At 69.4% G+C, this 24,759-nt stretch carries 21 protein-coding genes; 12 read left to right on the top strand and 9 right to left on the bottom strand.

Annotation, left to right across the window (positions count from 1 at the left end; genetic code table 11):
• Positions 1-63: 63 nt before the first annotated feature.
• Complete coding sequence (locus tag OHS18_RS29840; protein WP_328613139.1) at positions 64-5,916, top strand: DUF7507 domain-containing protein; 5,853 nt, start codon at positions 64-66, stop codon at positions 5,914-5,916.
• Between the two features lie 127 nt (positions 5,917-6,043).
• Positions 6,044-6,739, top strand: coding sequence for a CAP domain-containing protein (locus OHS18_RS29835; protein ID WP_328613138.1), 696 nt, complete (start codon positions 6,044-6,046; stop codon positions 6,737-6,739).
• Between the two features lies 1 nt (position 6,740).
• Here OHS18_RS29835 and OHS18_RS29830 read toward each other — a convergent pair whose 3' ends face one another.
• The 3 genes from OHS18_RS29830 to OHS18_RS29820 all read right to left on the bottom strand — a co-directional run bounded on the left by OHS18_RS29830 (position 6,741) and on the right by OHS18_RS29820 (position 11,089).
• Positions 6,741-7,745 (bottom strand): cation diffusion facilitator family transporter, encoded by a 1,005-nt coding sequence (locus OHS18_RS29830; RefSeq protein WP_328447038.1) that lies wholly within the window; start codon positions 7,743-7,745, stop codon positions 6,741-6,743.
• 16 nt (positions 7,746-7,761) lie between these two features.
• Positions 7,762-8,352 (bottom strand): DUF742 domain-containing protein, encoded by a 591-nt coding sequence (locus OHS18_RS29825; RefSeq protein ID WP_328613137.1) that lies wholly within the window; start codon positions 8,350-8,352, stop codon positions 7,762-7,764.
• Between the two features lie 502 nt (positions 8,353-8,854).
• Entirely contained in the window at positions 8,855-11,089 is a 2,235-nt protein-coding gene (locus tag OHS18_RS29820) for a (Fe-S)-binding protein (protein ID WP_328613136.1), read from the bottom strand.
• A gap of 153 nt (positions 11,090-11,242) precedes the next feature.
• Between OHS18_RS29820 and OHS18_RS29815 the strand changes: the two genes are divergently transcribed.
• Genes OHS18_RS29815 through OHS18_RS29800 form a run of 4 tightly spaced genes read left to right on the top strand, consistent with a single transcriptional unit; the run spans position 11,243 to position 13,052 of the window.
• Positions 11,243-11,572, top strand: coding sequence for a DMT family transporter (locus tag OHS18_RS29815; protein WP_328613135.1), 330 nt, complete (start codon positions 11,243-11,245; stop codon positions 11,570-11,572).
• Positions 11,569-12,129, top strand: a complete 561-nt coding sequence (locus OHS18_RS29810) for a TetR/AcrR family transcriptional regulator (RefSeq protein ID WP_328447046.1) — start codon at positions 11,569-11,571, stop codon at positions 12,127-12,129. Before OHS18_RS29815 ends, OHS18_RS29810 begins: the two co-directional genes overlap by 4 nt.
• A 14-nt stretch (positions 12,130-12,143) precedes the next feature.
• A complete protein-coding gene (gene cynS, locus OHS18_RS29805; protein WP_328613134.1) occupies positions 12,144-12,590 on the top strand; it encodes a cyanase in 447 nt (148 codons plus the stop codon).
• Between the two features lie 27 nt (positions 12,591-12,617).
• Complete coding sequence (locus tag OHS18_RS29800) at positions 12,618-13,052, top strand: GNAT family N-acetyltransferase (RefSeq protein WP_328613133.1); 435 nt, start codon at positions 12,618-12,620, stop codon at positions 13,050-13,052.
• Positions 13,053-13,109: 57 nt separating this feature from the next.
• On the opposite strand, the gene OHS18_RS29795 is transcribed toward OHS18_RS29800, so the two are convergent.
• Positions 13,110-13,643 (bottom strand): YbhB/YbcL family Raf kinase inhibitor-like protein, encoded by a 534-nt coding sequence (locus tag OHS18_RS29795; RefSeq protein WP_328613132.1) that lies wholly within the window; start codon positions 13,641-13,643, stop codon positions 13,110-13,112.
• 175 nt (positions 13,644-13,818) lie between these two features.
• On the opposite strand from OHS18_RS29795, the gene OHS18_RS29790 reads away from it, so the two are divergent.
• From OHS18_RS29790 to OHS18_RS29765, 6 genes are all read left to right on the top strand, one after another.
• The gene (locus tag OHS18_RS29790) at positions 13,819-14,589 is read left to right on the top strand and encodes a DUF4097 family beta strand repeat-containing protein (protein WP_328447058.1); all 771 of its coding nucleotides are present in this window, start codon (positions 13,819-13,821) and stop codon (positions 14,587-14,589) included.
• A gap of 31 nt (positions 14,590-14,620) precedes the next feature.
• Positions 14,621-14,854 (top strand): hypothetical protein, encoded by a 234-nt coding sequence (locus OHS18_RS29785; RefSeq protein ID WP_328613131.1) that lies wholly within the window; start codon positions 14,621-14,623, stop codon positions 14,852-14,854.
• 583 nt (positions 14,855-15,437) lie between these two features.
• Positions 15,438-17,309: a molecular chaperone DnaK gene (dnaK, locus tag OHS18_RS29780; RefSeq protein ID WP_328613130.1), complete on the top strand. Its 1,872-nt coding sequence runs from the start codon at positions 15,438-15,440 to the stop codon at positions 17,307-17,309.
• Positions 17,306-18,010 (top strand): nucleotide exchange factor GrpE, encoded by a 705-nt coding sequence (grpE, locus tag OHS18_RS29775; RefSeq protein ID WP_328613129.1) that lies wholly within the window; start codon positions 17,306-17,308, stop codon positions 18,008-18,010. Before dnaK ends, grpE begins: the two co-directional genes overlap by 4 nt.
• A 36-nt stretch (positions 18,011-18,046) precedes the next feature.
• On the top strand, positions 18,047-19,228 hold the full coding sequence (gene dnaJ / locus OHS18_RS29770; protein ID WP_328447066.1) for a molecular chaperone DnaJ: 1,182 nt from the start codon (positions 18,047-18,049) through the stop codon (positions 19,226-19,228).
• 5 nt (positions 19,229-19,233) lie between these two features.
• Positions 19,234-19,659 carry a heat shock protein transcriptional repressor HspR gene (locus OHS18_RS29765; protein ID WP_328447068.1) on the top strand — a complete coding sequence of 142 codons (426 nt, stop codon included), beginning with the start codon at positions 19,234-19,236 and terminating at the stop codon, positions 19,657-19,659.
• 73 nt (positions 19,660-19,732) lie between these two features.
• On the opposite strand, the gene OHS18_RS29760 is transcribed toward OHS18_RS29765, so the two are convergent.
• The 5 genes from OHS18_RS29760 to OHS18_RS29740 all read right to left on the bottom strand — a co-directional run bounded on the left by OHS18_RS29760 (position 19,733) and on the right by OHS18_RS29740 (position 24,596).
• A complete protein-coding gene (locus OHS18_RS29760; protein ID WP_328447070.1) occupies positions 19,733-20,275 on the bottom strand; it encodes a DUF305 domain-containing protein in 543 nt (180 codons plus the stop codon).
• Entirely contained in the window at positions 20,272-21,033 is a 762-nt protein-coding gene (locus OHS18_RS29755) for a lytic polysaccharide monooxygenase (RefSeq protein ID WP_328447072.1), read from the bottom strand. The genes OHS18_RS29760 and OHS18_RS29755 overlap by 4 nt, the downstream gene beginning before the upstream one ends.
• A gap of 147 nt (positions 21,034-21,180) precedes the next feature.
• Entirely contained in the window at positions 21,181-21,885 is a 705-nt protein-coding gene (locus OHS18_RS29750) for a dienelactone hydrolase family protein (protein ID WP_328613128.1), read from the bottom strand.
• A 65-nt stretch (positions 21,886-21,950) separates the two neighbouring features.
• Positions 21,951-23,054, bottom strand: coding sequence for a globin domain-containing protein (locus tag OHS18_RS29745; RefSeq protein ID WP_328618601.1), 1,104 nt, complete (start codon positions 23,052-23,054; stop codon positions 21,951-21,953).
• A gap of 369 nt (positions 23,055-23,423) precedes the next feature.
• Positions 23,424-24,596, bottom strand: a complete 1,173-nt coding sequence (locus OHS18_RS29740) for a globin domain-containing protein (protein ID WP_328613127.1) — start codon at positions 24,594-24,596, stop codon at positions 23,424-23,426.
• Between the last annotated feature and the right edge of the window lie 163 nt (positions 24,597-24,759).

Here is a 24,759-nt window from a genome sequence, read left to right as displayed (position 1 = left end):
AGGGCGGGAAAGACGGGAGCGTGCCAGGCTCCGAAAGTCGCCTCGGCCCCCGGGAGTGCTCGTATGTCGCTGTCCAGAAAACCACTCCGGCTCCTGCTGGTCCTGGCACTGGTTTTCGCAGCCTCGGTTATCACCCCGCTCGCCGAAGCGGCGGTGGTGAAGCCGTTCGAGCTGAACTACGACGACGTCGTCTACGGCGATTTCCTCTACGCGGGCAACGGCGTGGTGCGGTGCCCGGTGAACGCCGACAACGCGCCGACGACCGGCAGCGGCAACACGCCGGCGACCTGCGCGAACACCGCCGACCGGCGGGACACCCTGGTCAACGACAACTTCTTCATGCAGTGGGCCGACGTCGACGCCGACCGCGGCACCTTCGATTCCGCGAAGGCGACGGTCACCATTCCGCCGGGCGCGAAAATCGTCTTCGCGCGGCTCAACTGGGCGGGTAACACCGGCGCCTACACGACGTCGCCGGGGGTGCTGTCGCCGACGAAGATGTGCCAGTCGCGCAACAACAACACGGCCGCGATAGTGCCGCCCGGAACACCGGCGAAACAGGACGTCCGGCTCACCATCGGCGACGGGAAATCCGTCGACGTGCCGCCCGCGGCCTACACGGAAGACCCGCTCGACACGTTCAGCGGCGGCCAGTACTACTCCGCCTACGCCGACGTCACCAAGCAGTTCGCCGCCGCGCCGACCGGGTCCGCGCTCGACCTGACCGTCGGCAACGTCTGGGCGCCGAAAGGCTTCAACTGCATGGGCGGCTGGTCGGTCGCCCTGGTCTACGCCTACCCGGAACGCAACGCCGACTACGCGCCGAACAAGCGCGAGGTGTTCGTCTACGACGGGCACGTCCGGCAGAACAGCACCGACAAGCCCACGAACACGACGATCACCGGGTTCCGCGCCGCCGCCGCGGACGCGCACGTCGGCGTCACCGCCTACGAGGGCGACTGGGGCATCTCGGGCGACCAGTTCCTGATCAACGACAAACCGGCCGCCGAACCGTCGGCCGGCGGGACGTCGAACTTCTTCATCTCCAACGCCGACGGCGCCGCCGATCCCGCGGTGAAGAACAACTTCAGCGTGGACGCCAAGTCGTTCAACGTCGACACCATCCCGGCCGGCGCGACCAGCGCCAAGCTCGGCTTCGCCACCAGCGGCGACTCCTACCTGGCCCAGAACCTCGCTTTCTCGACGCCGGTGCCCGAACTGCAGATCAGCAAGCGCGCGGAACCGGCCCAGGTGCACCCGGGCGAGCCGGTCACGTTCACCATCGTCGTGACCAACCCGAGCGGCGCCCCGGCGTCCGGGGTGAAGGTCGCCGACGACGCGTTTCCCGCGTGCAGCAAGGACATCGGCACGCTCAAGGGCGGGCAGACGGTCAGCTACACCTGCACCACGACCGCGCCGGACAAGGACTTCACGAACACCGCGAAGGCCACCGGCACCAGCGCGCTCGGCGATCCGCTGGACGGCACGGCGACCACCTCGGTGAACGTCATCCACCCGGCCATCGGCATCACGAAGATCGCCGACAAGCCCGCCTACCGCGCCGGCGACACCGTGACCTTCACGCTGAAGGTCACCAACACCGGTGACGCCAACCTGACCGCGGTGCAGGTGACCGACCCGAAGACGCCGTCGTGCGCGCAACGGCTCGCGGGCGTGCTGAAGCCCGGCGAGACCCGCACCCTCACCTGCACGACGAAGGCCCCGGTCGCCGACGGCGTCAACACCGCCACCGCCGAAGGTGTCGACGGGCTCGGCAAGCGCGTCACGGCCACCGCCGACGCACCCGCGCCGACGATCGCCCCGGCCATCGACGTCACGAAGACCGCGACCCCGCCGGTGATCCACGCCGGTGAGGCCGTCACGTGGACGATCACGGTCAAGAACACGGGCGACAGCCCGCTCGCCCCGGTGAAGCTCACCGACGACACGACGACGTCGTGCTCGCGCACGGTCGACCGCCTCGCCGCGGGCGCGTCGCAGACCTACACCTGCACCGCGAACCCGTCGAAGACCACGACGAACACGGTCACCGCCACCGGCACCGACCGCTCCGGTCAGCCGGTCACCGACACGGCCCAGGCGACCGTCACGGTGATCAGCCCGGCGCTGACCATCACGAAGGACGCCTCGCCGACGACCGTCCGCATCGGCGACCAGATCACGTTCACGATCACCGTCACGAACTCCGGTGACGTGCCGCTGACCGACGTCGCCGTCACGGACGACCGGACCCCGGCGTGCGCGAAGACGTTCGGCACCCTGGCGCCACAGGCGAAGCAGAGCTACACCTGCACCGCCCCGGCACCGGCCGACGACTTCACGAACACCGCGACCGCCACCGGCAAGGACCAGCTCGGCCGCGAGGTGAAGGTCACCGACGACGCCGTCGTCGACGTGATCCACCCGGCGATCGCGATCGTCAAGGACGCCGCTCCCGCGCAGGTCCGCGAGGGCGACACCGTGACCTGGACGATCACCGTGACCAACACCGGAGACGTGCCGCTGACCGGCGTCGCCGTGGCCGACGACCGGGTCGCCCCGTGCGCGAAGCCGCTCGGAACCCTGGCGCCGCAGGCGAAGCAGACGTACACCTGCACCACCGTCGCAGGTGCGGCCGGCTTCACGAACACCGCGAAGGCCACTGGCACCGACCCGACGAAGCGGCCCGTGGCCGCGTCCGACGACGCCTCGTTCACCGTGCAGCACCCGGCCGTCACGATCACCAAGGACGTCACCGGCGGGCCCTTCCGCCAAGGCGACACCGTGCCGTTCCGGCTCACCGTCCGCAACACCGGTGACGTGCCGCTGACCGGTGTCCGGGTCACGGACGCGCTCGTCGCAGGTTGTGCGCAAACCTTCGACGGCACGCTCGAACCCGGTGCCACGTGGGGCTTCGGCTGCACCGGCATCGCGCCGGCCGACGACTTCACGAACACCGCGCAGGTCACCGGCACACCACCGGTCGGCCCGGCGGTGACCGCCATTGATACAGCCGCAATCGACGTGATCCACCCCGGCATCACGATCACCAAGGACGCCGACCCGAAGGTCGTCCGCGCGGGCGACACCGTGACGTTCACGCTCACCGTGACGAACACCGGCGACAGCCCGCTGCGGGACGTCTTCGTGGCCGACCGGCTCGCCCCGGAGTGCGCTCAGCGTCTCGGCACGCTGGCGCCCCAGGCGAAGCAGACCTACACCTGCAAGCTCGTGGCCGGCGAAGCGGACTTCACCAATACCGCCACGGCCAACGGAACCGACGGCACGAACCGCCCGGTGACGTCGACCGCCGAGGCCGCGGTGGACGTGATCCACCCGGCGATCAGCATCACCAAGGACGCCGCGCCCGCCCAGGTCCGTGAGGGCGACACAGTGACGTTCACGATCGTCGTGAAGAACACGGGCGACGTGCCGCTGACCGAAGTGTCCGTTGTGGACAGCCGGACGCCGTCGTGCGCTCAGACCATCGGCTCCCTCCCTCCCGGTGCCGAACAGCACCACTCCTGCACCGTAACCGCGGGCACCGACAGTTTCACGAACACGGCCACCGCGAACGGCACGGATCCGACCGATCGCCCGGTCACGGCCACCGACGACGCGTCGTACACGGTGCTGCACCCGGGGCTGGCCATCACGAAGGACGTCAAGGGCGGGCCGTTCCGCGCGGGCGACACGGTGACGTTCACGATCACCGTCGAGAACACCGGCGACTCCCCGCTCACCGCGGTCACCGTGACCGACGAGACCGCGCCGGCGTGCGCCAAGACGTTCGAAACGCTGGCACCGAAGGAAAAGCAGACCTACGACTGCACGATGGCCGCACCGGCGGACGACGTCGTCAACCGGGCCGAGGTGACCGGGAAGCCGCCGACCGGGCCGCCGCTGGACGCCGACGACACCGCGAAGGTCGACGTCATCCACCCGGCCATCACGATCACGAAGGAAGCTTCGCCGAAGACAGTGCGCGAAGGCGACGAAGTCACTTTCACCATCGTCGTGACGAACACCGGCGACGTCCCACTGTCCACTGTGGTCGTCACAGACGACAAGACCCCGGAATGCGCCAAGACGTTCGACACCCTGGCGCTCGCCGGAGTCCAGACCTACACCTGCACCACCAAGGCCTCGAGCGACGACTTCACCAACACCGCGAGCGTCACCGGCACCGACCCGACCGGCCGTCCGGTGACGTCGACCGCCACGGCCGCGGTCGACGTCATCCACCCGCAGCTCGCGCTGATGAAGGACGCGACGCCGTACGAGGTCCGCGAAGGCGACACCGTCACCTTCGCCATCCTGGTGAAGAACACCGGCGACGTGCCGCTCACCGACGTCATGGTCGCCGACGACCGCACCCCGGCCTGCGCGCACACCGTCGCGAGCCTGGCGCCCGATGCCGAAGAGACTTACACGTGCACCACGGTCGCGGGACAAGACGGCTTCACCAACACCGCCACGGCCACCGGTCAGGACCCGACGAACCGGCCGGTGACAGCGACCGACAGCGCCACCTTCGTCGTCCAGCACCCGGGCTTGAGCATCACCAAGAATGTCCGCGGCGGCCCGTTCCGCGCCGGCGACTCGGTGCCGTTCGACATCGTGGTGACCAACACCGGGGACGTCGACCTGCACTCCGTGACCGTCGCCGACACGATCGCCCCCGAGTGCGTGCGCAGCATCGGCGCGCTGCCGGCGAAGGGCGTCGAGCGCTACGCGTGCACGATGACCGCGCCCGCCGACGACGTCACGAACGTCGCGAAGGTGACCGGAACGCCGCCGACGGGCGACCTCGTGACCAGCGAGGCGAAGGCGGACGTCGACGTCATCCACCCGGCGGTGAAGATCGACAAGTCGGTCTCGCCCGCGCAGGTCCGCCCGGGTGACGAGGTCACTTACACGATCGTGGTGTCCAACACCGGCGACGTGCCGTTGTCCACTGTGGCCGTCACCGACGACAAGACGCCGGGGTGCGCCTTCACCGTCGCGAAGCTGGACGTCGGGGGCACGCAGACGCGCCAGTGCACCGTGGCGGTCCGCGAGGACGTCACGAACGTCGCGTCGGTGACCGGCGACGACCCGACCGGGCGACCGGTCACCGCTTCGGACGACGCCAGCGTCAACGTGATCGGCCCGGGCATCACGGTCACGAAGACCGGCCCGGTGAAACCGCTTCTCCCCGGACAGGAAGCCGTATTCACGGTCGTCGCGAAAAACACCGGGGACGTTACGCTGACCGGAGTAACGCTGAATGACCCGATCGCGCCGAAATGCTCGGTCGTGATCGGGACTCTCGCGCCTGGAGAATCGTCGAAACCGATCTCCTGTTCCGTGACGATGAGCGAGGACGACGTCACGAACACGGTGACCGCGACCGGCGACGATCCGAACGGAAAACCCGTCACGGCGACCGACGACGCGCCGGCCAAGGTCGCGAAACCCGCGATCGACCTGCAGAAGGAGGCCGACCCGACGATCCGTCCGGGTGAGACGGTGACCTTCACGCTCGTCGTGCGCAACACCGGGAACGTCGACCTGGTCGGCGTCGACGTCACGGATCCGGCGTATCCCGCCTGTGCCCGGAAATTCCCGCGGCTTCCCGTCGCCGGCCGGCAGGAATGGACGTGCACGACGACCGCGCCGGCCGGTGGTGATCTGAGCAACACCGCGACGGCCACCGGGACGCCCGATACCGAGCAGCCCGGGAAACCCGTGCAGGACAGCGCATCCACCACGGTCCGCGTCACGACGACGCCGGTTTCCCCTGGTCAGGACCCGAAGCCGGCGCCGTTGCCGAACACCGGTTACGACCCGGTGCCCGCGGGTCTGACGGCGTTGTCGCTGCTGGGATGCGGTGTGCTGCTGCTACTGGGCCTCCGAAGGTCGCGTCGGAGCTGACGGAAACCGTTCTCGAAATCGCGTGTTCGACACAATGCGAAGAGTCACAGTTCGTTAGGAGGGTTCTCGCTGTAATCGTTCCGTGATACGTTCCTGCGCCGTGTCCCCCATTGGTGAACGTGCTCGCGTGGTGATGGTGTCACTCAGTGTGCTGCTCGGCGTCTTTTCCGCGGCGACCGGCACCTGGATGGCCACCGCCGAAGGAAACACCTCCGAGGCGGCCGCCGCGGCTCTGGTGCTTCCGAACGAGCCCGGCGGGTCCGGCGGTGCCAGCGGCACGGAGCTGAACGGCCAAAAGAAGAACTCCGGGGGACAGCAGCCGGCGCCGACGACTTCGGCCGCGGCGCCGACGACGTCCAGCGCGGCCCCTGCGCCGACCGAGACGTCCGCGGCCCCGCCGCCGTCCACCTCCGCGGCGCCGGCGCCGACCACGAAGCCCGCGGCCCGCGTCGCCTCCTCGGTTGCCGAACAGGTCCTCTCCCTGGTCAACGACGAGCGCGGGAAAGCGGGCTGCAAGCCGCTGGCCGAGGAATCACACCTCACGAAGGCCGCGCAGGACTACAGCGACGACATGTCCGCCCGGAACTTCTTCTCCCACACCAACCCCGAGGGCGTCACGTTCGACCAGCGCATCAAGACCGCCGGCTACTCGAAGCCGGGCGCGGAGAACATCGCGAAGGGTCAGACGTCGGCGGCGCAGGTCATGGACTCGTGGATGAACTCCGAGGGCCACCGCGCGAACATCCTGAACTGCTCGCTCACGAAACTCGGCGTCGGCTTCACCAAGGCCGGCAACTACTGGGTCCAGGACTTCGGGTACTGAGCTAGGCCGGTTTGTTCCACCGCTCCGCGACCTCGCCGTAGCGGGCCAGGACGGTCGCGCGCAGGTCGGGATCCGTCCGCGGCACCGGCTCGATGAACACCTCGGTGACGTCGTTGAACGACTCCGTCAGCTCGGCGGCGATCCGGACGCAGGCGCGCTCCAGGTCCGCGGCGCCCAGGGAGTCGTCGAAGTCCACGCGGGTGCAGACGAGGACCTGGTCGGTGCCCATCAGCATGGTCTGCAGGTCCACGACGGCCTCGATCTCCGGCGCGGCCGACAGGTGGTCGCGGACGCCGCGGACGATCTCCGGGTTGGCCTGACGGCCGATGAGCAGGCCGCGGTTGGTCCGCCCGAGCAGGTAGGCGACGCAGGCGAGCAGCACGCCGATGACGATCGACGCGACGCCGTCCCACACCTCCGAGCCGGTGAGCTGGTGCAGCCCGATGCCGGCGAACGCGACCAGCAGGCCGACCAGCGCGGCCGAGTCCTCGAACAGCACGGTCTTCGGCGTCGGGTCGTCGATCAGGCGCAGGTAGGCCCAGAAGGACCGGTTCTCGGCCTTGGACTCCCGGCGGGTCTGGCGCACGGCCTGCACCCACGACGTGCCTTCGAGCAGGAACGCCACGGCCAGCACGATGTAGCTGAGGATCGACGTGCTCTGCGCTTCGCCGTGCCCGAAGAGCGTCGCGACGCCTTCGTAGAGCGCGAACATCGAGCCCGACGCGAAGATCGACACGGCGGCGAGCAGCGACCAGAAGTAGCGCTCCTTGCCGTAGCCGAAGGGGTGCACGCGGTCGGCCGGGCGGTCGGAACGTTTCAACGCCGTCAGCAGCAGGGCCTCGGTGAACGTGTCGGCCACCGAGTGCGCGGCCTCGGACAGCATCGCGCCCGAGCCGGTGATGATCCCCGCGACCAGCTTCATGATCGCGATCGCCAGGTTCACCCCACCGGCGAGCAGAACGGTCAGGGTGCTTTCGCCGCCGGTGTTGCCGGATTCCTCGCTCACGTGGTGAGCGTAATGGTCAAAGCTGTCGCAGGCCGTGCAGCACGCGTTCCATGAGGGCGATCGCCGGCCGGCCGTCGACGCTCACCCGGCTGTCGTGGATGGTCACCAGGCCCTGCTCGGCCATGTCGTCGAGCAGCACCCGGGCGACGCCGAGCGGCACGCTGAGCCGGGCCGCGACCTCGGCGACCGACCGCGGGTGGTGGCACAGCGTCCGCACCGACCGGAACTCCCCGGTCAGCCGGGCGCCGTTCCAGTGCACGCCGGCCCGGGTCGAGACCATCGCCTCGATGGCGAGGTGACGCCGTGACTGCGTACGGCCGCGCGTGAGGACGTACGGGCGCACGAGCGTCCGCGAAGCGAGTACGTGGTCCTGGGGCGGGATGACGGGCTCGGCGAAGGCCTCGTTGAGTTCGACCTCGACGAGGACTTCGGGTTCGGGGGACGGCTCGGGCGCCGGCACGATCCGGTCCGCGGCCGCCACGGACGGGAAGCGGGCGCCGACCCGGCCGACCGAGGGCGACGGGTCGGGCGACGCGAAGCGCTCTTCGGCGTCGTCCGGGAGGGTGTTGAGGGCGTGCCGGCCGGCCGACGGGAAGCGTGCGCCCACTCGTCCGGTGGTGGTCCGCCGGTCCTCGCCCATCCTTGCCGCCCCCTGATTACGCGTTCGTCAAAGGTGATCCCGGCGGCTGCGCCGACGTCGGGGAAAGGCCAGGATACGCCGGTTGTCCGGCGGACAGTCCCGGATTTGTCCTCGTCCTGCTCCGCCATTTCGGTGATTTTCGTGATCGCTATTGGGGTAATCGATTGCCTTGAGGAATTCCCAGCTAGTGGACCTTCGGAACACTCACCTGGGTACGAACTCTGCGAGCCGTGACAACGAGTAGTGCCACGGACACGACAATGACCGCGGGCTGTTCGAATATCGCCGCGGCCCGTGCTCGATCGTCGTTTTCGGTCCCTGCCGGCAATAGGTGAGCCGCGCTCCGGCGGCCCGCGGGAACGCGACCCCGGGCGGGGGCCCGGCGCCCGGAACCGGAACGCCGCCACGACCAGGGCGACAACGACCACGGCCCGGCCATGACATCCGTCGTGGCCGGGCCGGGTGCGCGTCAGGCTTCTTCGGACGTCTCCGCGAGCGACGGTGCGCCGAGGGCCACCGGCTTCGGCTCCGGCTTGCGCTTGACCGACTCCAGCAGCATCTGCGCGACGTCGACGATCTCGACCTTCTCGCTCGCACTGCCGTCGGCCTGCCGGGCCGTAAGGCCGTCGTTCAGCATGACCTTGCAGAACGGGCAGCCCGTCGCGATCTTCGACGGCGCGGTGCCGAGCGCCTCGTCGACGCGCTCGACGTTGATCCGCTTGCCGATCTTCTCTTCCATCCACATCCGCGCGCCGCCGGCGCCGCAGCACATCGACTTGTCGCCGTGCCGCGGCATCTCGCGCAGCTGCGCGCCGGTCGCACCGACCAGCTCGCGCGGCGCGTCGTAGACCTTGTTGTGGCGGCCGAGGTAACACGGGTCGTGGTAGGTGACGTCCTCCGCGACCGGCGCCACCGGCACCAGCTGCTTCTCCCGCACCAGCCGGTTCAGCAGCTGCGTGTGGTGCACGACGTCGAACTGGCCGCCCAGCTCCGGGTACTCGTTGGCGAGGGTGTTGAAGCAGTGCGCGCAGGTCACGACGACCTTGCGCGTCTTGCGCTCCCGGCCCTCGAACACCGAGTTCAGGATCTCGACGTTCTGCTGCGCCAGCATCTGGAAGAGGAACTCGTTGCCCGCGCGCCGCGCCGGGTCACCGGTGCAGGACTCCTCCGAGCCGAGCACCTTGTACTTGACGTCGGCCATGTGCAGCAGCTCGGCGACCGCGCGCGTCGTCTTCTTCGCGCGGTCCTCGAACGCGCCGGCGCAGCCGACCCAGAACAGGTACTCGGCGTCGCCCATGTCGCCGTCGAACACCGGGACCTCGAAGTCCAGGTCCTCGGTCCAGGCCAGCCGGTCCTTGGCGTTCTGGCCCCACGGGTTGCCCTTGTTCTCCAGGTTCTTGAACATGCCGTTCAGCTCGCTGGGGAACGACGACTCGATCATCACCTGGTAGCGGCGCATGTCGACGATGTGGTCGACGTGCTCGATGTCCACCGGGCACTGCTCGACGCAGGCGCCGCAGCTGGTGCAGGACCAGAGGACGTCGGGGTCGATGACGCCACCGGTAGCACCATCGCCGCCGATTAGAGCTTTTTGCGACTCGGCGATCGCGAGGACGTCGATGCCCGCGTACATGTTGTCGCCGGACAAACCGACCTCGTCACCGGCCATGTCGCGCTTTCCACCGGCCAGCAGGTACGGCGCCTTCGCGTAGGCGTGGTCACGCAGCTGCGTGATGAGCAGCTTCGGCGACAGCGGCTTGCCGGTGTTCCACGCGGGGCACTGCTCCTGGCAACGGCCGCACTCGGTGCACGTCGAGAAGTCCAGCCAGCCCTTCCAGCTGAAGTCCTCGATCTTGCCGACGCCGAAGGTGTCCTCGTCCGGGTCGGCTTCCTCGAGGTCGAGGACCTTGCCGCCGCTCATCATCGGCTTGAGCGCGCCGAGGGCGACGCCGCCGTCCTGCTCGCGCTTGAAGTAGATGTTGAAGAACGCGCTGAAGCGGTGCCACGCGATGCCCATGGTCATCGTGCGGGCGACGACGATCAGCCAGACCGTGGCGCTCATCAGCTTGACGAACGCGAAGACCGTGACCAGGTTCGGGCTGGCCGGCAGCAGCTCGCCGAGCGGGTTCGAGACGAAGGCGGCCCAGGTCGGCGTCTCGTGCGCGCCGAGCGCGGCCTTCGCGGCGCGGACGCCGATGATGCCGATGCCTTCGATGAGGACGACGGCCTCGATGAAGTAGGCCCACTTGAAGTTGGAGCCCTGGAAGCGCGACTGGCGGTCGGCGCGGCGCGGGTGGTTGCGCTGGCGGATCGCCATCAGCACCAGGATGCCCACGATCGTGCCGAGCCCGAGCAGCTCCATGAGCAGCTGGAACGGCGGGAAGTCGTCGAGGACCGGCCAGCCCCAGGTCGGGACGAACACCTCGCCGTAGGCCTCGAACAGGGCGAGCGAGCCGAGCAGGAAGCCCCACATGACCAGCCAGTGGGCCGGTCCGACACTGCGCTTCCGGTTCATCCGGGTGTGGGCCGCGAACTCCTTGATCAGCGTCTTCATGCGCGGCATGAAGGGGCCGTTGCGGGTCGCGTCGGGCTGTCCGAGGCGGATGACCCGCACGAAGCGGGCGATCGTCGCGGCGAACATGCCCCAGGCGACGAGGCCGAGCAGGACGGAGATCCCGCCGAGCGTCAGTTGCAGAGCGCCCATCGTTCGGGTGCCTTTCGTCCGGATGGATCAGTGGTGGTGCCGGGAGACTAACCTTCCTTACTGATGAGTAACCCGTTGAGTGGGGCTAAGTCCCACCGATGTGGTGTACGTCGCTCTTTGTTTCGGGACGATCGTCCAGGTAGTTTTCACCCTATGGGTGCGTACCTTCTCCTCGCGCTGGCGATCGCCGCCGAGGTCTCCGCGACGGTCTCGCTGAAGCTCTCCGAGGGCTTCTCGAAGCTCGGCCCGTCGATCATCGTGGTGCTCGGGTACGCCGTCGCGTTCGTCGCGCTGTCGTACGTCCTGAAGAAGGGGCTGCCGATCGGCGTCGCGTACGCGATCTGGGCCGCCGCCGGCGTCGCACTGGTCGCCATCGTCGGCGTCGTGTTCCTCAAGGAACCGGTCAACGCGGCCATGATCGCCGGGCTGGCGCTGGTGATCGGCGGCGTGGTGCTGATCGAGATCGGGAGTGCGTCCACGTGAAACTGCAGGTCGACGGCCGGAAAGTCCGCGGCGAGAAGCGCCGCGCGGAGCTCATCGAGGCGACGCTGCGGGTGATCGAGCGCGACGGCGTCGCGGGCGTCACCCACCGCACGGTCGCCACCGAGGCCGGCGTGCCCACGACGTCCACGACCTACCACTTCTCGTCGCTGGACGACCTGCTGGTCGCGACGCTCATCTCGTGCGCCCGCGACATGGCGACCGAGGTCTACTGGATGATCGACCGCGCCCGCTCGCGCGGCAGCCGCGGCGCCGACGAGGTCGCCGGCCTGCTGGCGGAAGCGCTCGGCCCGCGTCGCGGCCGCACGATGGCGGAGTACGAGCTGTACCTGCTCGCCGCGCGCAAGCCCGAGCTGCGCCCGGCCGCGCGGCGCTGGCTGGACGTCCTGACGTCGATGGTCCGGCACGACGACGAAGTGGCGTTCCGGGTGTTCCTCGCCGGGATCGACGGGCTGCTGATCCAGGGCCTGATCGACGACGAGCCGCCGTCCGCCGACGAACTTCGCCCGGTTGTCGCCTACCTGCTGAAACCTCGTTGATCTAGCGTCGGCCCATGACGACCAAGCAAGAAGCCGCGGAAGCCGTTCTCGCCGCGAAAGTCCGGCTCGGCCTCAGCTGGGCCCACCTCGCCGAAACCCTGGACGCGCCGCTCGCCTGGACGACGTCCGCGCTGCTCGGCCAGCACCCGGTGCCCGCGGAGATCGCCGCGAAGGCCGCGCAGGTCCTGGAGCTGGACGCCGACGCCGAGGCTGCGTTGCGCCTGCAGCCGACCCGCGGCGCGCTCGACGACGTGGTGCCGACCGACCCGACGATCTACCGCTTCTACGAGGTCCTGCAGGTCTACGGGCCGACGATCAAGGAGCTGATCCACGAGCAGTTCGGCGACGGGATCATGAGCGCGATCAACTTCAAGCTCGACGTCTCGCGGCGGGAAGACCCGGGCGGCGAGCGCGTGGTCGTCACCATGGACGGGAAGTTCCTGAAATATCAGTGGGGCTGAGCCGTTTTCCTGGGTAGCTTGCCGATCATGCGGACATTCGGCGACTACGAACTCGACGACGACCGGGCGCGGCTGGACCTCGAGGTGGTGTGGAAGTTCCTCTCCACCGAGGCGTACTGGGGCCGCTGGCGCACCCGCGTGCAGGTCGAGGCGGCCGTCGAAGGCTCGTGGCGGGTCGTCGGCGCCTACCGCGGCGGGGAAATGGTCGGCTTCGCGCGGGCGTTCTCCGACGGCGTTTCGTCCGCCTACCTGGCCGACGTGTTCGTCGTGGACTCCGCGCGTGGCACCGGCGTCGGCAAGGAGATCGTGCGCGAGATGATCGACAACGGGCCCGGCGCCGGCTTCCGCTGGATGCTGCACACCGCCGACGCCCACGGGCTGTACCGGCAGTTCGGCTTCGGTGAGCACACGAAGGGCCGTTACCTGGAGCGCGAAGGCGTCAACGCGGAGTCGTTGCGCTGACGGGCTTCGGCCGGGGTGGGACCGGGGTGTCGTTGCCGATACCCCGATCCGGCGCCGTCAGCCCTTGTTCTCGTAGACCGGCGTGAGCACCGCGCGGGCCAGCGTGTGGCCGAACATGTTGAAGCCGAGGAACGCCGGTGTCGAGTCCTCGCCGATCTCCAGCTTGTCGACGTCGAGCGCGTGCACCGCGAAGTAGTAGCGGTGCGGGCCGTGCCCGGGCGGGGGCGCGGCGCCGAGGTACTGCTTGACCCCGCCGTCGCCCTTGAGCGTCACCGCGCCTTCGGGGAGACCCGAGCCGTCGCCCGCGCCCGAGGCCAGCTCCGTCACCGACGCCGGCAGGTTGAACACGGCCCAGTGCCAGAAGCCGCTGCCCGTGGGCGCGTCCGGGTCGTAGCAGGTCACGACGAAGCTCTTTGTCTCCGCCGGGAAGCCCTCCCACGACAGCTGCGGCGAGCGGTCCTCGCCGCCGGCGCCGAAGATGCCGGACAAGTGGGGCGTCGCCAGGGTTTCGCCGTCGGCGACGTCGGTGCTGCGGAGGGTGAAGGACGGCACGTCGGGCAGGGATTCGTACGGGCCGGGTTGCTGCGGCATGGATCCTCCTGATCACGGAACTGGAGACGTCCGCCAGGTTAGGCCCCGGAGCGCGACCCCGCGTGTCAGGGACGGATCTCAGGGTTCTTCGGGGGGTTACCCCCATGTACTGGGTGGTGCCCCGGTCCTAACGTTTTCCGGGCAGAGGGAAACTTCACTGAGGGGACCAAAGACCATGGCGCGCCCGCTTCTGGCTCTGGGTGGCATCGCACTGATCGGCGTCGGCCTGGCGACCGCCTTCGGCTGGGGCTGGGGATCGGACTTCCAGAACGACAACACGCTTGCGCAGACCATTCGCAGCGTGAAGCTCGACGGCGACTCGGGTGACGTGAAGATCCGCACCGGCACCGGGCCGTCGACCGTGCACCAGGAGATCAACTACCACTGGCGCGGCAACCCGGGCGACACCTTCTACCGCGTCGACGGCGACCAGCTCGTGCTCGGCGACTGCGGGAACAACTGCTCGGTCGACTTCGAGGTCGTCGTGCCGGCCGGGGTGCCGGTCACCGGCAAGGTCGACTCGGGCGGGCTGGACATCGCCGGCGTGGCGAGCGTCGACGTCCAGGCCGACTCCGGGAGCGCCCGCGTCGAGGACGTCTCCGGCGCGGTGCAGCTCCACCTCAGCAGCGGGTCCATCGACCTGCACGACGTCGGCGCGGTGACGGTGCAGAGCGATTCCGGCAGCGTGACCGGCGACGGCGTTCGCGGCCCGGTCGACGTCGGCGCCGAAAGCGGCCGCGTCGAGTTCACGCTGGCGCAGGCGAACGACGTCAAGGTGCACGCCGACAGCGGCAGCGTCGAGCTGACCGTGCCGGGCGGCCCGTACCGCGTCCAGGGCGACAGCGACAGCGGGCACCGCGAGATCGACGTCCCGACCGACGGGTCCGCCGCGCACACGCTCGACCTCACCACCGACAGCGGCAGCGTCACGGTCCGCGCGGCCTGACGCTTCTCCATACACACAGGGGAAAACTTTCATGGGCAAGATCGAACGGCGCGTGCTGGCGGCCGCGCTGCTGGGGGCCGTCGCGATGTTCGGGGTCGTGGGGTTCACCCGCGGCGAGAACGCCGAGACGCCGGCGCAGGGGGTGCCGGTCGCGGTGGATTCCCACTATCGGGTGACTTCGTGGTCGGGTACCGCCGCGGAAACCGTTGTGCTGCAAGAAACTCCGGATTTCTTCTTCTCGTCCTGGACCGGCCGCCGCTCCTGAATTGTCGGGGGCCGCTGTTAGGAAGGGGGCACGCCGAAAGCCGGCGTGCAGGGGAGGAACAGATCATGGACATGCGCCGGATCGCCGCGGCTCGCCGGACATCGCCGGCTCCGGGTTGACCGAGGTGGGCCTCGCGGCCTCGGCGGCCCCGAGCCGGCCTCCTTCGTGGACGTGGGCCCGCGGGTCCCGGTGCTCGCGCATAGGTGCTCGGCGCGGTGTTTGAACGGCGGACGGCGGTGCCGTCCGGCTGTCTCGGCGAGGCGGTGCCGGGCGGCCACGAGCGTCGCCCTCGCCTCGACCCCGTGCGCCGGTCTCGCGACGCCGTGCCGTTCGGCACGCCCGTCATCCCAGGTCACCTGCGTGGTGAGCGGCCTCACACCCGGTCGAGGTCAAGTCCGTAGGGCAGGCCGGGAACAAGACGGCCGAACGGCTCGTTAGGCTGCATGTAGAGGTTGAGCGCAGTCGACTCAAGTCCGACTTGACGAGTCGCGCAAAGGCCCGATAGAACTTGCCAGTACCTCGCTCAAGGCGAGGACGAATGTGCAGGTCACGAACCAAGCAGGTTTACACAGGAGGAAGCACCATGGCGCGAGCGGTCGGCATCGACCTCGGCACGACCAACTCGGTCGTCGCCGTCCTGGAGGGCGGCGAGCCGACGGTCATCGCCAACTCGGAAGGCTCCCGGACCACCCCGTCGATCGTCGCCTTCGCCAAGAACGGCGAAGTGCTGACCGGTCAGCCGGCGAAGAACCAGGCGGTCACGAACGTCGACCGGACCATCCGGTCCGTGAAGCGGCACATCGGTACCGACTGGAAGACCGAGATCGACGGCAAGAACTACACGTCGCAGGAGATCAGCGCGCGTGTGCTGATGAAGCTCAAGCGCGACGCCGAGGCGTACCTGGGCGAGACGATCACCGACGCGGTGATCACCGTCCCCGCGTACTTCGAGGACGCGCAGCGGCAGGCCACCAAGGAAGCCGGGCAGATCGCCGGCCTGAACGTGCTCCGCATCGTCAACGAGCCGACCGCCGCCGCGCTGGCGTACGGCCTGGACAAGGGCGAGAAGGAACAGACCATCCTGGTCTTCGACCTCGGTGGCGGCACGTTCGACGTCTCGCTGCTGGAGATCGGCGAGGGCGTCGTCGAGGTCCGCGCGACCTCCGGTGACAACCACCTCGGTGGCGACGACTGGGACGAGCGCATCGTCAAGTGGCTGGTCGACAAGTTCAAGGCCACGAACGGCATCGACCTCACCAAGGACAAGATGGCGCTGCAGCGCATCCGTGAGGCCGCGGAGAAGGCGAAGATCGAGCTGTCCAGCTCGAACTCGGCCGGCATCAACCTGCCCTACATCACCGTGGACTCGGACAAGAACCCGCTGTTCCTCGACGAGCAGCTCTCCCGCGCCGAGTTCCAGAAGATCACCTCGGACCTGCTCGAGCGCACCCGCAACCCGTTCAACAACGTGATCCGCGACGCCGGCATCGCCGTCGGCGACATCGACCACGTCGTGCTCGTCGGTGGTTCCACCCGGATGCCGGCCGTGTCGGACCTGGTCAAGGAGCTGACCGGCGGCCGCGAGCCGAACAAGGGCGTGAACCCGGACGAGGTCGTCGCGGTCGGCGCGGCGCTGCAGGCCGGTGTGCTCAAGGGTGAGGTCAAGGACGTCCTGCTGCTGGACGTGACCCCGCTGTCGCTGGGCATCGAGACCAAGGGTGGCGTGTTCACCAAGCTCATCGAGCGCAACACCACGATCCCGACCAAGCGCTCGGAGATCTTCTCCACCGCGGACGACAACCAGCCGTCGGTGCAGATCCAGGTGTTCCAGGGTGAGCGCGAGATCGCCGCGCACAACAAGAAGCTCGGCATGTTCGAGCTGACCGGTCTCCCGCCGGCCCCGCGTGGCGTGCCGCAGATCGAGGTCACCTTCGACATCGACGCGAACGGCATCGTGCACGTCCTGGCGAAGGACCTGGGCACGAACAAGGAGCAGTCGATGACGATCACCGGTGGCTCCGCGCTGCCGAAGGACGACATCGAGCGGATGGTCAAGGACGCCGAGGCGCACGCCGAGGAGGACAAGACCCGTCGCGAAGAGGCCGAGACCCGCAACCAGGCGGAGACGCTGGTCTACCAGACCGAGAAGTTCCTCAAGGACAACGACGACAAGCTGCCCGACGAGCTCAAGGGCAAGGTCAAGTCCGCGATCGACGAGTCGAACGAAGCCCTGAAGGGCACCGATTCCGCGAAGATCCGCGAGTCGATCGAGAAGCTGAACACCGCTTCGCAGGAGCTGGGCACCGCCCTGTACGCCAACGCGAACGCCGACGCCGCCGCCGGTGCGGCCGGCGCCTCGGGCGCGGCCGGTGACGCCGGCGCGACCGGTGCGGCCGGCGACAAGGCCGACGACGTGGTGGACGCCGAGATCGTCGAAGAGGACGAGAAGAAGTGACCCACAGCTACGACGAATCCGAGAACCAGGGCCGCGGCCCCGAGGAGCCGGTGGTCGTGCGTGATCGGCGCCGCGTGGACCCGCAGACCGGGCAGGTTCGCCCGCCCGGTCCGGCCCACGCCGCGCCGGAGCCCGAGGCGCCCGTGGAGCACGCGGGCCCCTCGCTCGGCGAGTCCATTGTGGACGATTCGGTGGCCGTGGTCCCCGGCGTCGAGAAGGAGCTCTCCGAGCGCACCGCCGACCTCCAGCGGCTGCAGGCGGAGTACGCCAACTACCGCAAGCGCGTCGAGCGTGACCGCGAAGCGGTCGTGATCGGCGCGAAGGCGACGGTGGTGAACGACCTGCTGCCGCTGCTCGACGACCTCGAGCGGGCCGACCAGCACGGTGACCTCACCGGGGCGTTCAAGGCCGTCGGCGACAAGCTGATCAGCGGCCTGCAGCGCGCGGGGCTCGAGTCGTTCGGCAGCGAGGGCGAGCCCTTCGACCCGAGCGTGCACGAGGCCGTGCAGCACAACACCTCGCCGGACGTGGCGGGCCCGACGGTCACCGTGGTCATGCGCCGCGGCTACCGCTTCGGCGACCGCGTGCTGCGGGCGGCGCTGGTCGGCGTGACCGACCACGAGCCCGGTGCGGCCCCGGTGGACCCGCCGGTCGGTGGCGAGCTGCCACTCGACGGCGCGCCCGATGCGCAGCAGCAGTAAGCAGTATCCGGTTCCAGCGGAAGGAGGAGGCGCCCGATGAGTGCTCGGGAATGGATCGGTAAGGACTTCTACCGGGAACTGGGCGTCTCCTCCGACGCCACGGCGGACGAGATCAAGAAGGCCTACCGCAAGCTGGCCAAGGAGAACCACCCGGACGCGAACGCCGGCAACGCCGAGGCGGAGCAGCGGTTCAAGGCGGTCTCCGAGGCCTACGGCGTGCTCTCCGACGCGAGCAAGCGCAAGGAGTACGACGAAGCGCGGCGCCTGTTCGGCGGCAGCGGGGGTGGCTTCAACTTCCCCGGTGGCGGCGGCGGTTCCGGCAGCTTCGACGTGGGCGACATCTTCGGCCAGGCCGGCGCGGGTGCGGGCCAGCAGCAGGGCTTCGGCGGGCTCGGCGACATCCTCGGCGGGCTCTTCGGCCGCGGCCGGACGACGGCGGGCGCGACGGCCAACCGGCCGCAGCGCGGCGCCGACGTCGAGACGGACGTCCGGATCGACTTCACCGAGGCGGTCAAGGGCGCGACCCTGCCGCTGCGGTTGTCGAGCCCGGCGACCTGCTCGACGTGCGGCGGCAACGGCGCGAAGCCGGGGACGTCGCCGCGGACCTGTCCGACCTGCAGCGGGTCGGGTCTGGTCAGCCGGAGCCAGGGGGCGTTCGCGTTCTCGGAGCCGTGCCGCGACTGCCGCGGCCGCGGGCAGATCATCGACGACCCGTGCCCGGAGTGCGGCGGCGAAGGCATCAGCACGCGGACCCGCACGCTGACCGTCCGGATCCCGCCGGGCGTCGACGACGACCAGCGCATCCGGCTGGCCGGTCAGGGCGAGCCGGGCCGGGGTGGCGCGCAGGCGGGCGATCTGTACGTCCGGGTGCACGTCGCGCCGCACGCGCTGTTCGGGCGCAAGGCGCTCGACCTGACGATCGCCGTGCCGGTGGACTTCACCGAACTCACGCTCGGCACCACGATCACGGTGCCGACGCTCGAGGGCAAGGTCTCGCTCAAGGTGCCGCCGGGCACCGCGAGCGGGCGGGTGCTGCGGGTGCGCGGCAAGGGCATCGCGAAGCGCGACGGTTCGCAAGGTGATCTGCTCGTCACCCTCCAGGCGGCGATTCCCGCCAAACTGGACGACAAGGCGCGCGAAGCTCTGCAGTCGTACGCCGAGGCGATGGCCGGGCACGACCCCCGGCCGGAGATCACTGAGCTGCTCGAAGGCAGGTGAGTGGGATGTTCGGCGGGATTCCCCCGGAGGGGGACGAAGAAACCCCGGTGTTCGTCATCTCGGTGGCGGCCCAGCTGGCCGGGATGCACGCGCAGACGTTGCGCACCTACGACCGGCAGGGCCTGGTGTCGCCGGGCCGCACCTCCGGTGGCGGGCGCCGCTACTCGATGCGGGACATCGCGCTGCTGCGCGAGGTCCAGCGGCTGTCGCAGGAAGACGGCGTGAACCTGGCCGGCATCAAGCGCATCATCGAGCTGGAGAACCAGGTCGACGCGCTGCGGGCCCGCCTGACGGAGCTCACGGAGGAACTGGCGGCGGCGTACGCGGCCGGGGAACAGGCTGCGGCGGCGGCGCACGCCTCCTACCGCCGGGACCTCGTCCCGCTGAACCAGCAGACCGCGATGGTGGTCTGGCGCCCCAAGCGCCGCTAGTCCGCAAAAGCCCGTGAAGGCCCCCTCACCGACTCGGTGAGGGGGCCTTCACGGCGTTCAAGCCCCGGGCGCGTCAGAGCTTGAAGTTCAGCAGCTGCTTCACCTCGGCGCTGCGCGACTCGATGACCCGGCGGGCCAGGTCGCGGGCCTGGGCGTTGACGCCGCCACTCGTGCCGTTCTCGGTCTGGGCCAGCTCGACGGCGCCCTGCTGCTGACCGGTCAGGACGTCCAGGAACTTGCGGCCGAACTCCGCCTCGGGTGCGGTCTTCAGCGTGCCCACCAGGTCCGGGGCGGTCATCTGCATGCCGCCGTGGCCGGCGTGGGCCTGCGGGTTCATGTCCATCGCCTCGGGCTGGTGCCAGTCGCGCAGCCAGTTCTTCATGTCGTCGATCTCGGTCTGCTGCGTCGACTCGATCGCCGCCGCCAGCACCTTCAGGTCCGCGGGCAGCGAGCCGCGGTCCCGCACGAGCCGGACGATCTCGATGCCCTGCTGGTTCTGGGGGATCAGCATCTGCAGGAACATCACGTCGGCCGCGTTGTAGGAGGGGGCGGACGCCGTCGCGCCGCTGCCGCATCCGGCCAGCAGCAGTGCGACGGCGACCAGCAGGAACCTCACTGGCGCTGCCAGAGGGCCGGGGTGTTCGGCGGCTCCCAGCCCGCGATCGCCGTGTGCGGCTGGAGACAGCGGTAGCTCACGCCGCCGTAGGTCACGACGTCACCGGCCTTGTACGCCTTGCCCGCGGTCCACGTTCCGCCGGCCGGCGGGGTCGTCGTCGGGGGCGGGGTCGTGGTGGGCGGCGGGGTCGTGGTCGGGGGCGGCGTGGTGGTGGGCGGCGGGGTCGTCGTGCCGCCGCCACCGATCTGGAGGTCGACGCAGCTGTAGAACGCGTTGGCCGTGTCCGAGATGTTCCAGATGGCCAGCACCTTCACCCGGCCTGAATAGCCGGCCAGGTTCACCGTGTGCGACAGCGTCGCCGGTGGCTGCTGGTTGTTGCCGGCGAACGTCGCGACGCGCGTGTTGCCGATGTAGTAGTCGTAGCTCGAGGTGGCGTGCCGGGCGGTGAACACCCAGTTGAACGTCACCGTGGTGCCGACGGACTTGGCCGGCCACGGCTTCGACTCGTCGGTCAGCTCGGCGAACTGGGACAACCCGGCGTTGCAGCTGCGCAGGCCCTTCGGGCCTTCGACGCTCTGGGGTTCGTAGACGATCTGGCCGCAGTTCGGCACCTTCCCCGCCGCGCAGTTGGCCTGCCTGCTGGGTGGGTCGGAGATGTAGCCGTGGGCGCTGGCGGAGGCAGCGGGCAGGACGACCACCAGCACCGGCGCGAGGATCGCACCGGCGGCAGCCGCGAACAGCTTGCGCTTCAAGGTCATTTCGACTCCTCGAAGGGGGAACGACGTCGTTCCGGAGGGGAGGGCGAACGAGCACATCCGGGGGAGATGTGGTCTAGACCATAAGTCGATTCGGGCACAACGGTCAACGAACTACCGCCATTCGGCGGTTTTGCTGCTCCGCTCGGCTCAGCGCGAAGGTCGGTCCAGGTGTTCGCCGAAGAAGCTCGTCACCCGGCGCCACGCGCCCTCGGACGCTTCGTGGTGGTAGGTGAAGCCGACGACCTTGAGCAGCAGGTTCAGCGGCGCCGCGACGTCGACCTTGTTGGCGAACCCGTGGCTGGCGCCCGGGTACTCCTTGACGTCGTGCGGGATCTCACGCTCGGTGAGGGCCGCCTCGAGTTTCGCGGCCGCGCCGCGCAGGCCGAAGTCCTTCTGGCCGAAGCTCGCGACGATCGGGCAGGCGTCATCCAGCACGGAGAGGTTCTTCGGCAGCTGGCCGTAGTAGGGCGCGGACGCCTCGAAGCCGCGCGACGCCGCGACGAGCGCGAAGCCGCCGCCCATGCAGAACCCGGCGATGCCGATCCGCCCGCTGCAGTCCGGGCGCGCGGCCAGGAGCGCGCGGGACGCCTCGATGTCGTCGAACGCCCGGCCCTTGTTCGCGAACAGGTCCGAGAACACGCGCCGTACGCACTTGCGCATGCCGCCGCGCGAGTACAGGTCGGGACTGAGCGCGAGGAAGCCCTCGCCGGCGAAGCGGTCGGTGATGTTCCGGGTGTCCTGGCTCAGCCCGAACGCGTCGTGGATGAGCACCACGCCCGGGTGTGGTCCCGGCCCCTCGGGTTCCGCCAGGTAACCGCCGATGCCGCCCGAAACCGGAATAGTCATCTCCATATCGGCGACGATAGCGAGGATCGGGAGTTCGCGCGCGCCTCGGATTCCGCCATTCCGGACACCGGTCAGTCGAGGGTGAACGGGTCGTACGATATTCGTTCCAGATCGACGCCCTTGGTCAGCAGTTTCGCAATGGTCGCCTGGATCATCGGCGGGGAACCGGAAACGAGCACGTCGTGGTTCTTCCACGCGCCGCGCTGGGTCACGGCGTGGGCGAGCGTGCCGCGGTCGCCGCCGGACAGCGCGCCTTCTTCGGTAACCGGGGTTACCGTCAGCCACTTCGACGTCGCGGTCAGCCGTCGCAGTTCTTCCAGCACGTAGAGGTCTTCGGGTTTGCGGCCGCCGAAGAACAGGTGCACCGGCGGGTTCCGCTTCCAGCGCTGGAGGTCGTCGAGGATCGCGAGCAACGGCGTGACCCCGGTGCCGCCGGCGATCATCAGCAGCCGTTTCTTCGTGGTGCTCGGCCGCACGTTCAACGCGCCCATCGACGGCCCGAGGCGCCAGACGTCGCCCGGTTTGGTGTGGTTGACGATGGCGCCGCTGACCCAGCCGCCCGGCACGGTCCGCACGTGGAAGGTGAGCTCGCCGTCGCCGCGCGGTGCGTTCGCCGGCGAGAGGTAGCGCCACAGCCGGGGCCGTTGCGGCACCTCCACGCTGACGTAGCCGCCGGCGCGGTAGGGCAGCAGGCCTTCGGTCCGCACCTTGACCAGCGCGACGTCGCGGGTGAACTTCTTGTGTTCGATCACGGTCGCCGACCACGACGCCGGCCCGGTCTCGGCCTGGGCGGCCTCGCGCATGGTCTTGGCGATGATGCTGTACGCCCTGGACCACGCGGACTCCACCTCGGGTGTCCACTTCTCCTTGAGGAACCGCTTCAGCGCCGCGAGCAGCGCGGTGCCGACGGCGTCGTAGTGGCGCGCGACGACGGCGAACTTGCGGTGGTCGCGGCCCAGCTGGCCGAGGAACGTGACGAGCTCGTCCGGCCGGTCGACCATCTGCACGACGTACACCAGCGCGCGCAGCAGCCTGCTGCGCTGGGTCGCCATGGAGATCGGGAACAGGTCACGGCAATCGGGCGCGACCACGAACAACGCGCCGTAGAAGTACTGCGCGAGTTCGTCGGCTTTCGGCTCGACGACGGCGAAACTTTCCCGGATCAGCCGGGCCATCTCTCGGCCTTCCACGGCCGTAACGGGAACGGGGGCGGGTGCGGGCAGGGTGGGGATCTTCACGGATTCAGCAGTCATCGGGAACGGTTTTCTCCAGTCGTGCATGGCTTTTTGGCGCCGTCCACGCGGCACAGCTGTAGCGGTACCGCCCCCGAGGGTTCCCGACTGTAGGCGCATTCCCGTGCAGATGCGCGTGATTTCGCGCGTTCCCCTCGAACGGAGCAATTTCGCCACGCGCGGTCAACCCCGCCTGGCACTGCGTAAAAACGATCACCCGGATGGATTCACGAAAACCGGTAACAATTGCCGAAGTTTGGCCGATTCATTCACCGGACAGATGCGTCGCGATTACCGGACAAGGCCGGACGGCTAGTCGATCGTGAACGGGTCGTACTGGATCTGGTCGAGCGCGCTGCCCGCGACGAGCATCCGCGAGACGGTCGCCCGGATCATCGCCGGCGAGCCGGAGACGAGCACGTGGTGCCCCGGCCACGAGCCGTAGCGCGTGACGGCCTCGGCGAGCGTGCCCTGCTCGAACCCGGGGACGTCGCCGCGTTCCACCACCGGCGTCACGTTCAGCCAGGGGTTGATGGAGGCCAGCGCGCGCAGTTCTTCGAGGTCGTAGAGGTCCTCGCGGGACGCGCCGCCGTAGAAGAGGCGCACCTTGGGGTTCTCGCCCCACAGCGCGAGGTGGTCGAGGATCGAGCGCAGCGGCGCGATCCCGGTGCCGCCGGCGATCATCAGCACGTTCCGGGCCGCCTCGCGGTCGACCGTCAGCCGGCCCAGGGGCGGCCCGAGCCGCCAGACGTCGCCGGGCTGCGTGTGGCTGACGATGGCGCGCGAGACCCAGCCGCCGTCGACGGCGCGGACGTGGAACTCGATGCCGCCGTCCTCCCGCGGCGCGTTCGCCGGCGAGAGGTAGCGCCACAGCCGCGGCCGCTGCGGTACTTCGACGCTCATGTACTGGCCGGGGTGGTAGGGCACCAGCTGGTCCGGGACGAGCCGCACCAGGGCGAGGTCCCAGGTCAGCCGCCGGTGCTCGACCACCGTGGCGTGCCACGACGGCGGGTTCTGGTCGGCCGCGGCGGCGTCCTGCATGGCCCGCGCGGCGATGGTGAACGCCTCGGCCCAGGCCCGTTCGACCTGGGGCGTCCACTCCCGGCCGAGGTGGTTCTTCAGCGACGCCAGCAGCGCCGTCCCGACGGCCTCGTAGTGCCGGGGCACCACCCCGAACTTCCGGTGGTCACGCCCCAGCTGCCGCAGGAACGGCGCCAGGTCGTCGGGCCGGTCGACCATCTGCACGATGTGCACCAGCGCGCGCACCAGCCGGCCGCGCTGGATCTCCATGTTGATCGGGAAGAAGTCGCGTGTGGTCGGGGCCAGGGTGAACAGCATCCCGTAGAAGAACTGGGAGATGTCCGCGATGTACGGCTCGGACTTCGCCCAGCTGTCCCGGATGAGCTGCACCATCGCGGTGACGGCCGCAGGCGCTTCGCGCGATGTCGAGGAGCGTGGGAGCGGGCTGACCGAGTCGGCGGTCATGGGCCGGCGGTCGCGGGTCGGGGACGGCGGGAGGGCGGCACTCGATCAGCCACCGCCGGCTCGGGCAGGGTGACGGCGGTTCTGCGCACAGCCGCCTCCTGTGTCCATCGCTTCCGCCTCTGTCACTCGGCGCACGCGTCGCGCGCGGCCCGTCCGCAGGGTA

It is taken from the genome of Amycolatopsis sp. NBC_00355 (genome assembly GCF_036104975.1).
Taxonomy (GTDB): Bacteria; Actinomycetota; Actinomycetes; order Mycobacteriales; family Pseudonocardiaceae; genus Amycolatopsis.
The sequence above is the reverse complement of the archived record's forward strand: the minus strand, read 5'-3'. Positions and strand labels throughout refer to the sequence as shown.

Coding starts and splice junctions, on each gene's coding strand:
- OHS18_RS29840 (WP_328613139.1), top strand. CDS start 64: ATGTCGCTGTCCAGAAAACCACTCCGGCTCCTGCTGGTCCTGGCACTG.
- OHS18_RS29820 (WP_328613136.1), bottom strand. CDS start 11,089: ATGGGCGCTCTGCAACTGACGCTCGGCGGGATCTCCGTCCTGCTCGGC.
- OHS18_RS29815 (WP_328613135.1), top strand. CDS start 11,243: ATGGGTGCGTACCTTCTCCTCGCGCTGGCGATCGCCGCCGAGGTCTCC.
- cynS (WP_328613134.1), top strand. CDS start 12,144: ATGACGACCAAGCAAGAAGCCGCGGAAGCCGTTCTCGCCGCGAAAGTC.
- OHS18_RS29800 (WP_328613133.1), top strand. CDS start 12,618: ATGCGGACATTCGGCGACTACGAACTCGACGACGACCGGGCGCGGCTG.
- OHS18_RS29795 (WP_328613132.1), bottom strand. CDS start 13,643: ATGCCGCAGCAACCCGGCCCGTACGAATCCCTGCCCGACGTGCCGTCC.
- OHS18_RS29790 (WP_328447058.1), top strand. CDS start 13,819: ATGGCGCGCCCGCTTCTGGCTCTGGGTGGCATCGCACTGATCGGCGTC.
- OHS18_RS29785 (WP_328613131.1), top strand. CDS start 14,621: ATGGGCAAGATCGAACGGCGCGTGCTGGCGGCCGCGCTGCTGGGGGCC.
- dnaK (WP_328613130.1), top strand. CDS start 15,438: ATGGCGCGAGCGGTCGGCATCGACCTCGGCACGACCAACTCGGTCGTC.
- dnaJ (WP_328447066.1), top strand. CDS start 18,047: ATGAGTGCTCGGGAATGGATCGGTAAGGACTTCTACCGGGAACTGGGC.
- OHS18_RS29765 (WP_328447068.1), top strand. CDS start 19,234: ATGTTCGGCGGGATTCCCCCGGAGGGGGACGAAGAAACCCCGGTGTTC.
- OHS18_RS29755 (WP_328447072.1), bottom strand. CDS start 21,033: ATGACCTTGAAGCGCAAGCTGTTCGCGGCTGCCGCCGGTGCGATCCTC.
- OHS18_RS29750 (WP_328613128.1), bottom strand. CDS start 21,885: ATGGAGATGACTATTCCGGTTTCGGGCGGCATCGGCGGTTACCTGGCG.
- OHS18_RS29745 (WP_328618601.1), bottom strand. CDS start 23,054: ATGGCCCGGCTGATCCGGGAAAGTTTCGCCGTCGTCGAGCCGAAAGCC.
- OHS18_RS29740 (WP_328613127.1), bottom strand. CDS start 24,596: ATGACCGCCGACTCGGTCAGCCCGCTCCCACGCTCCTCGACATCGCGC.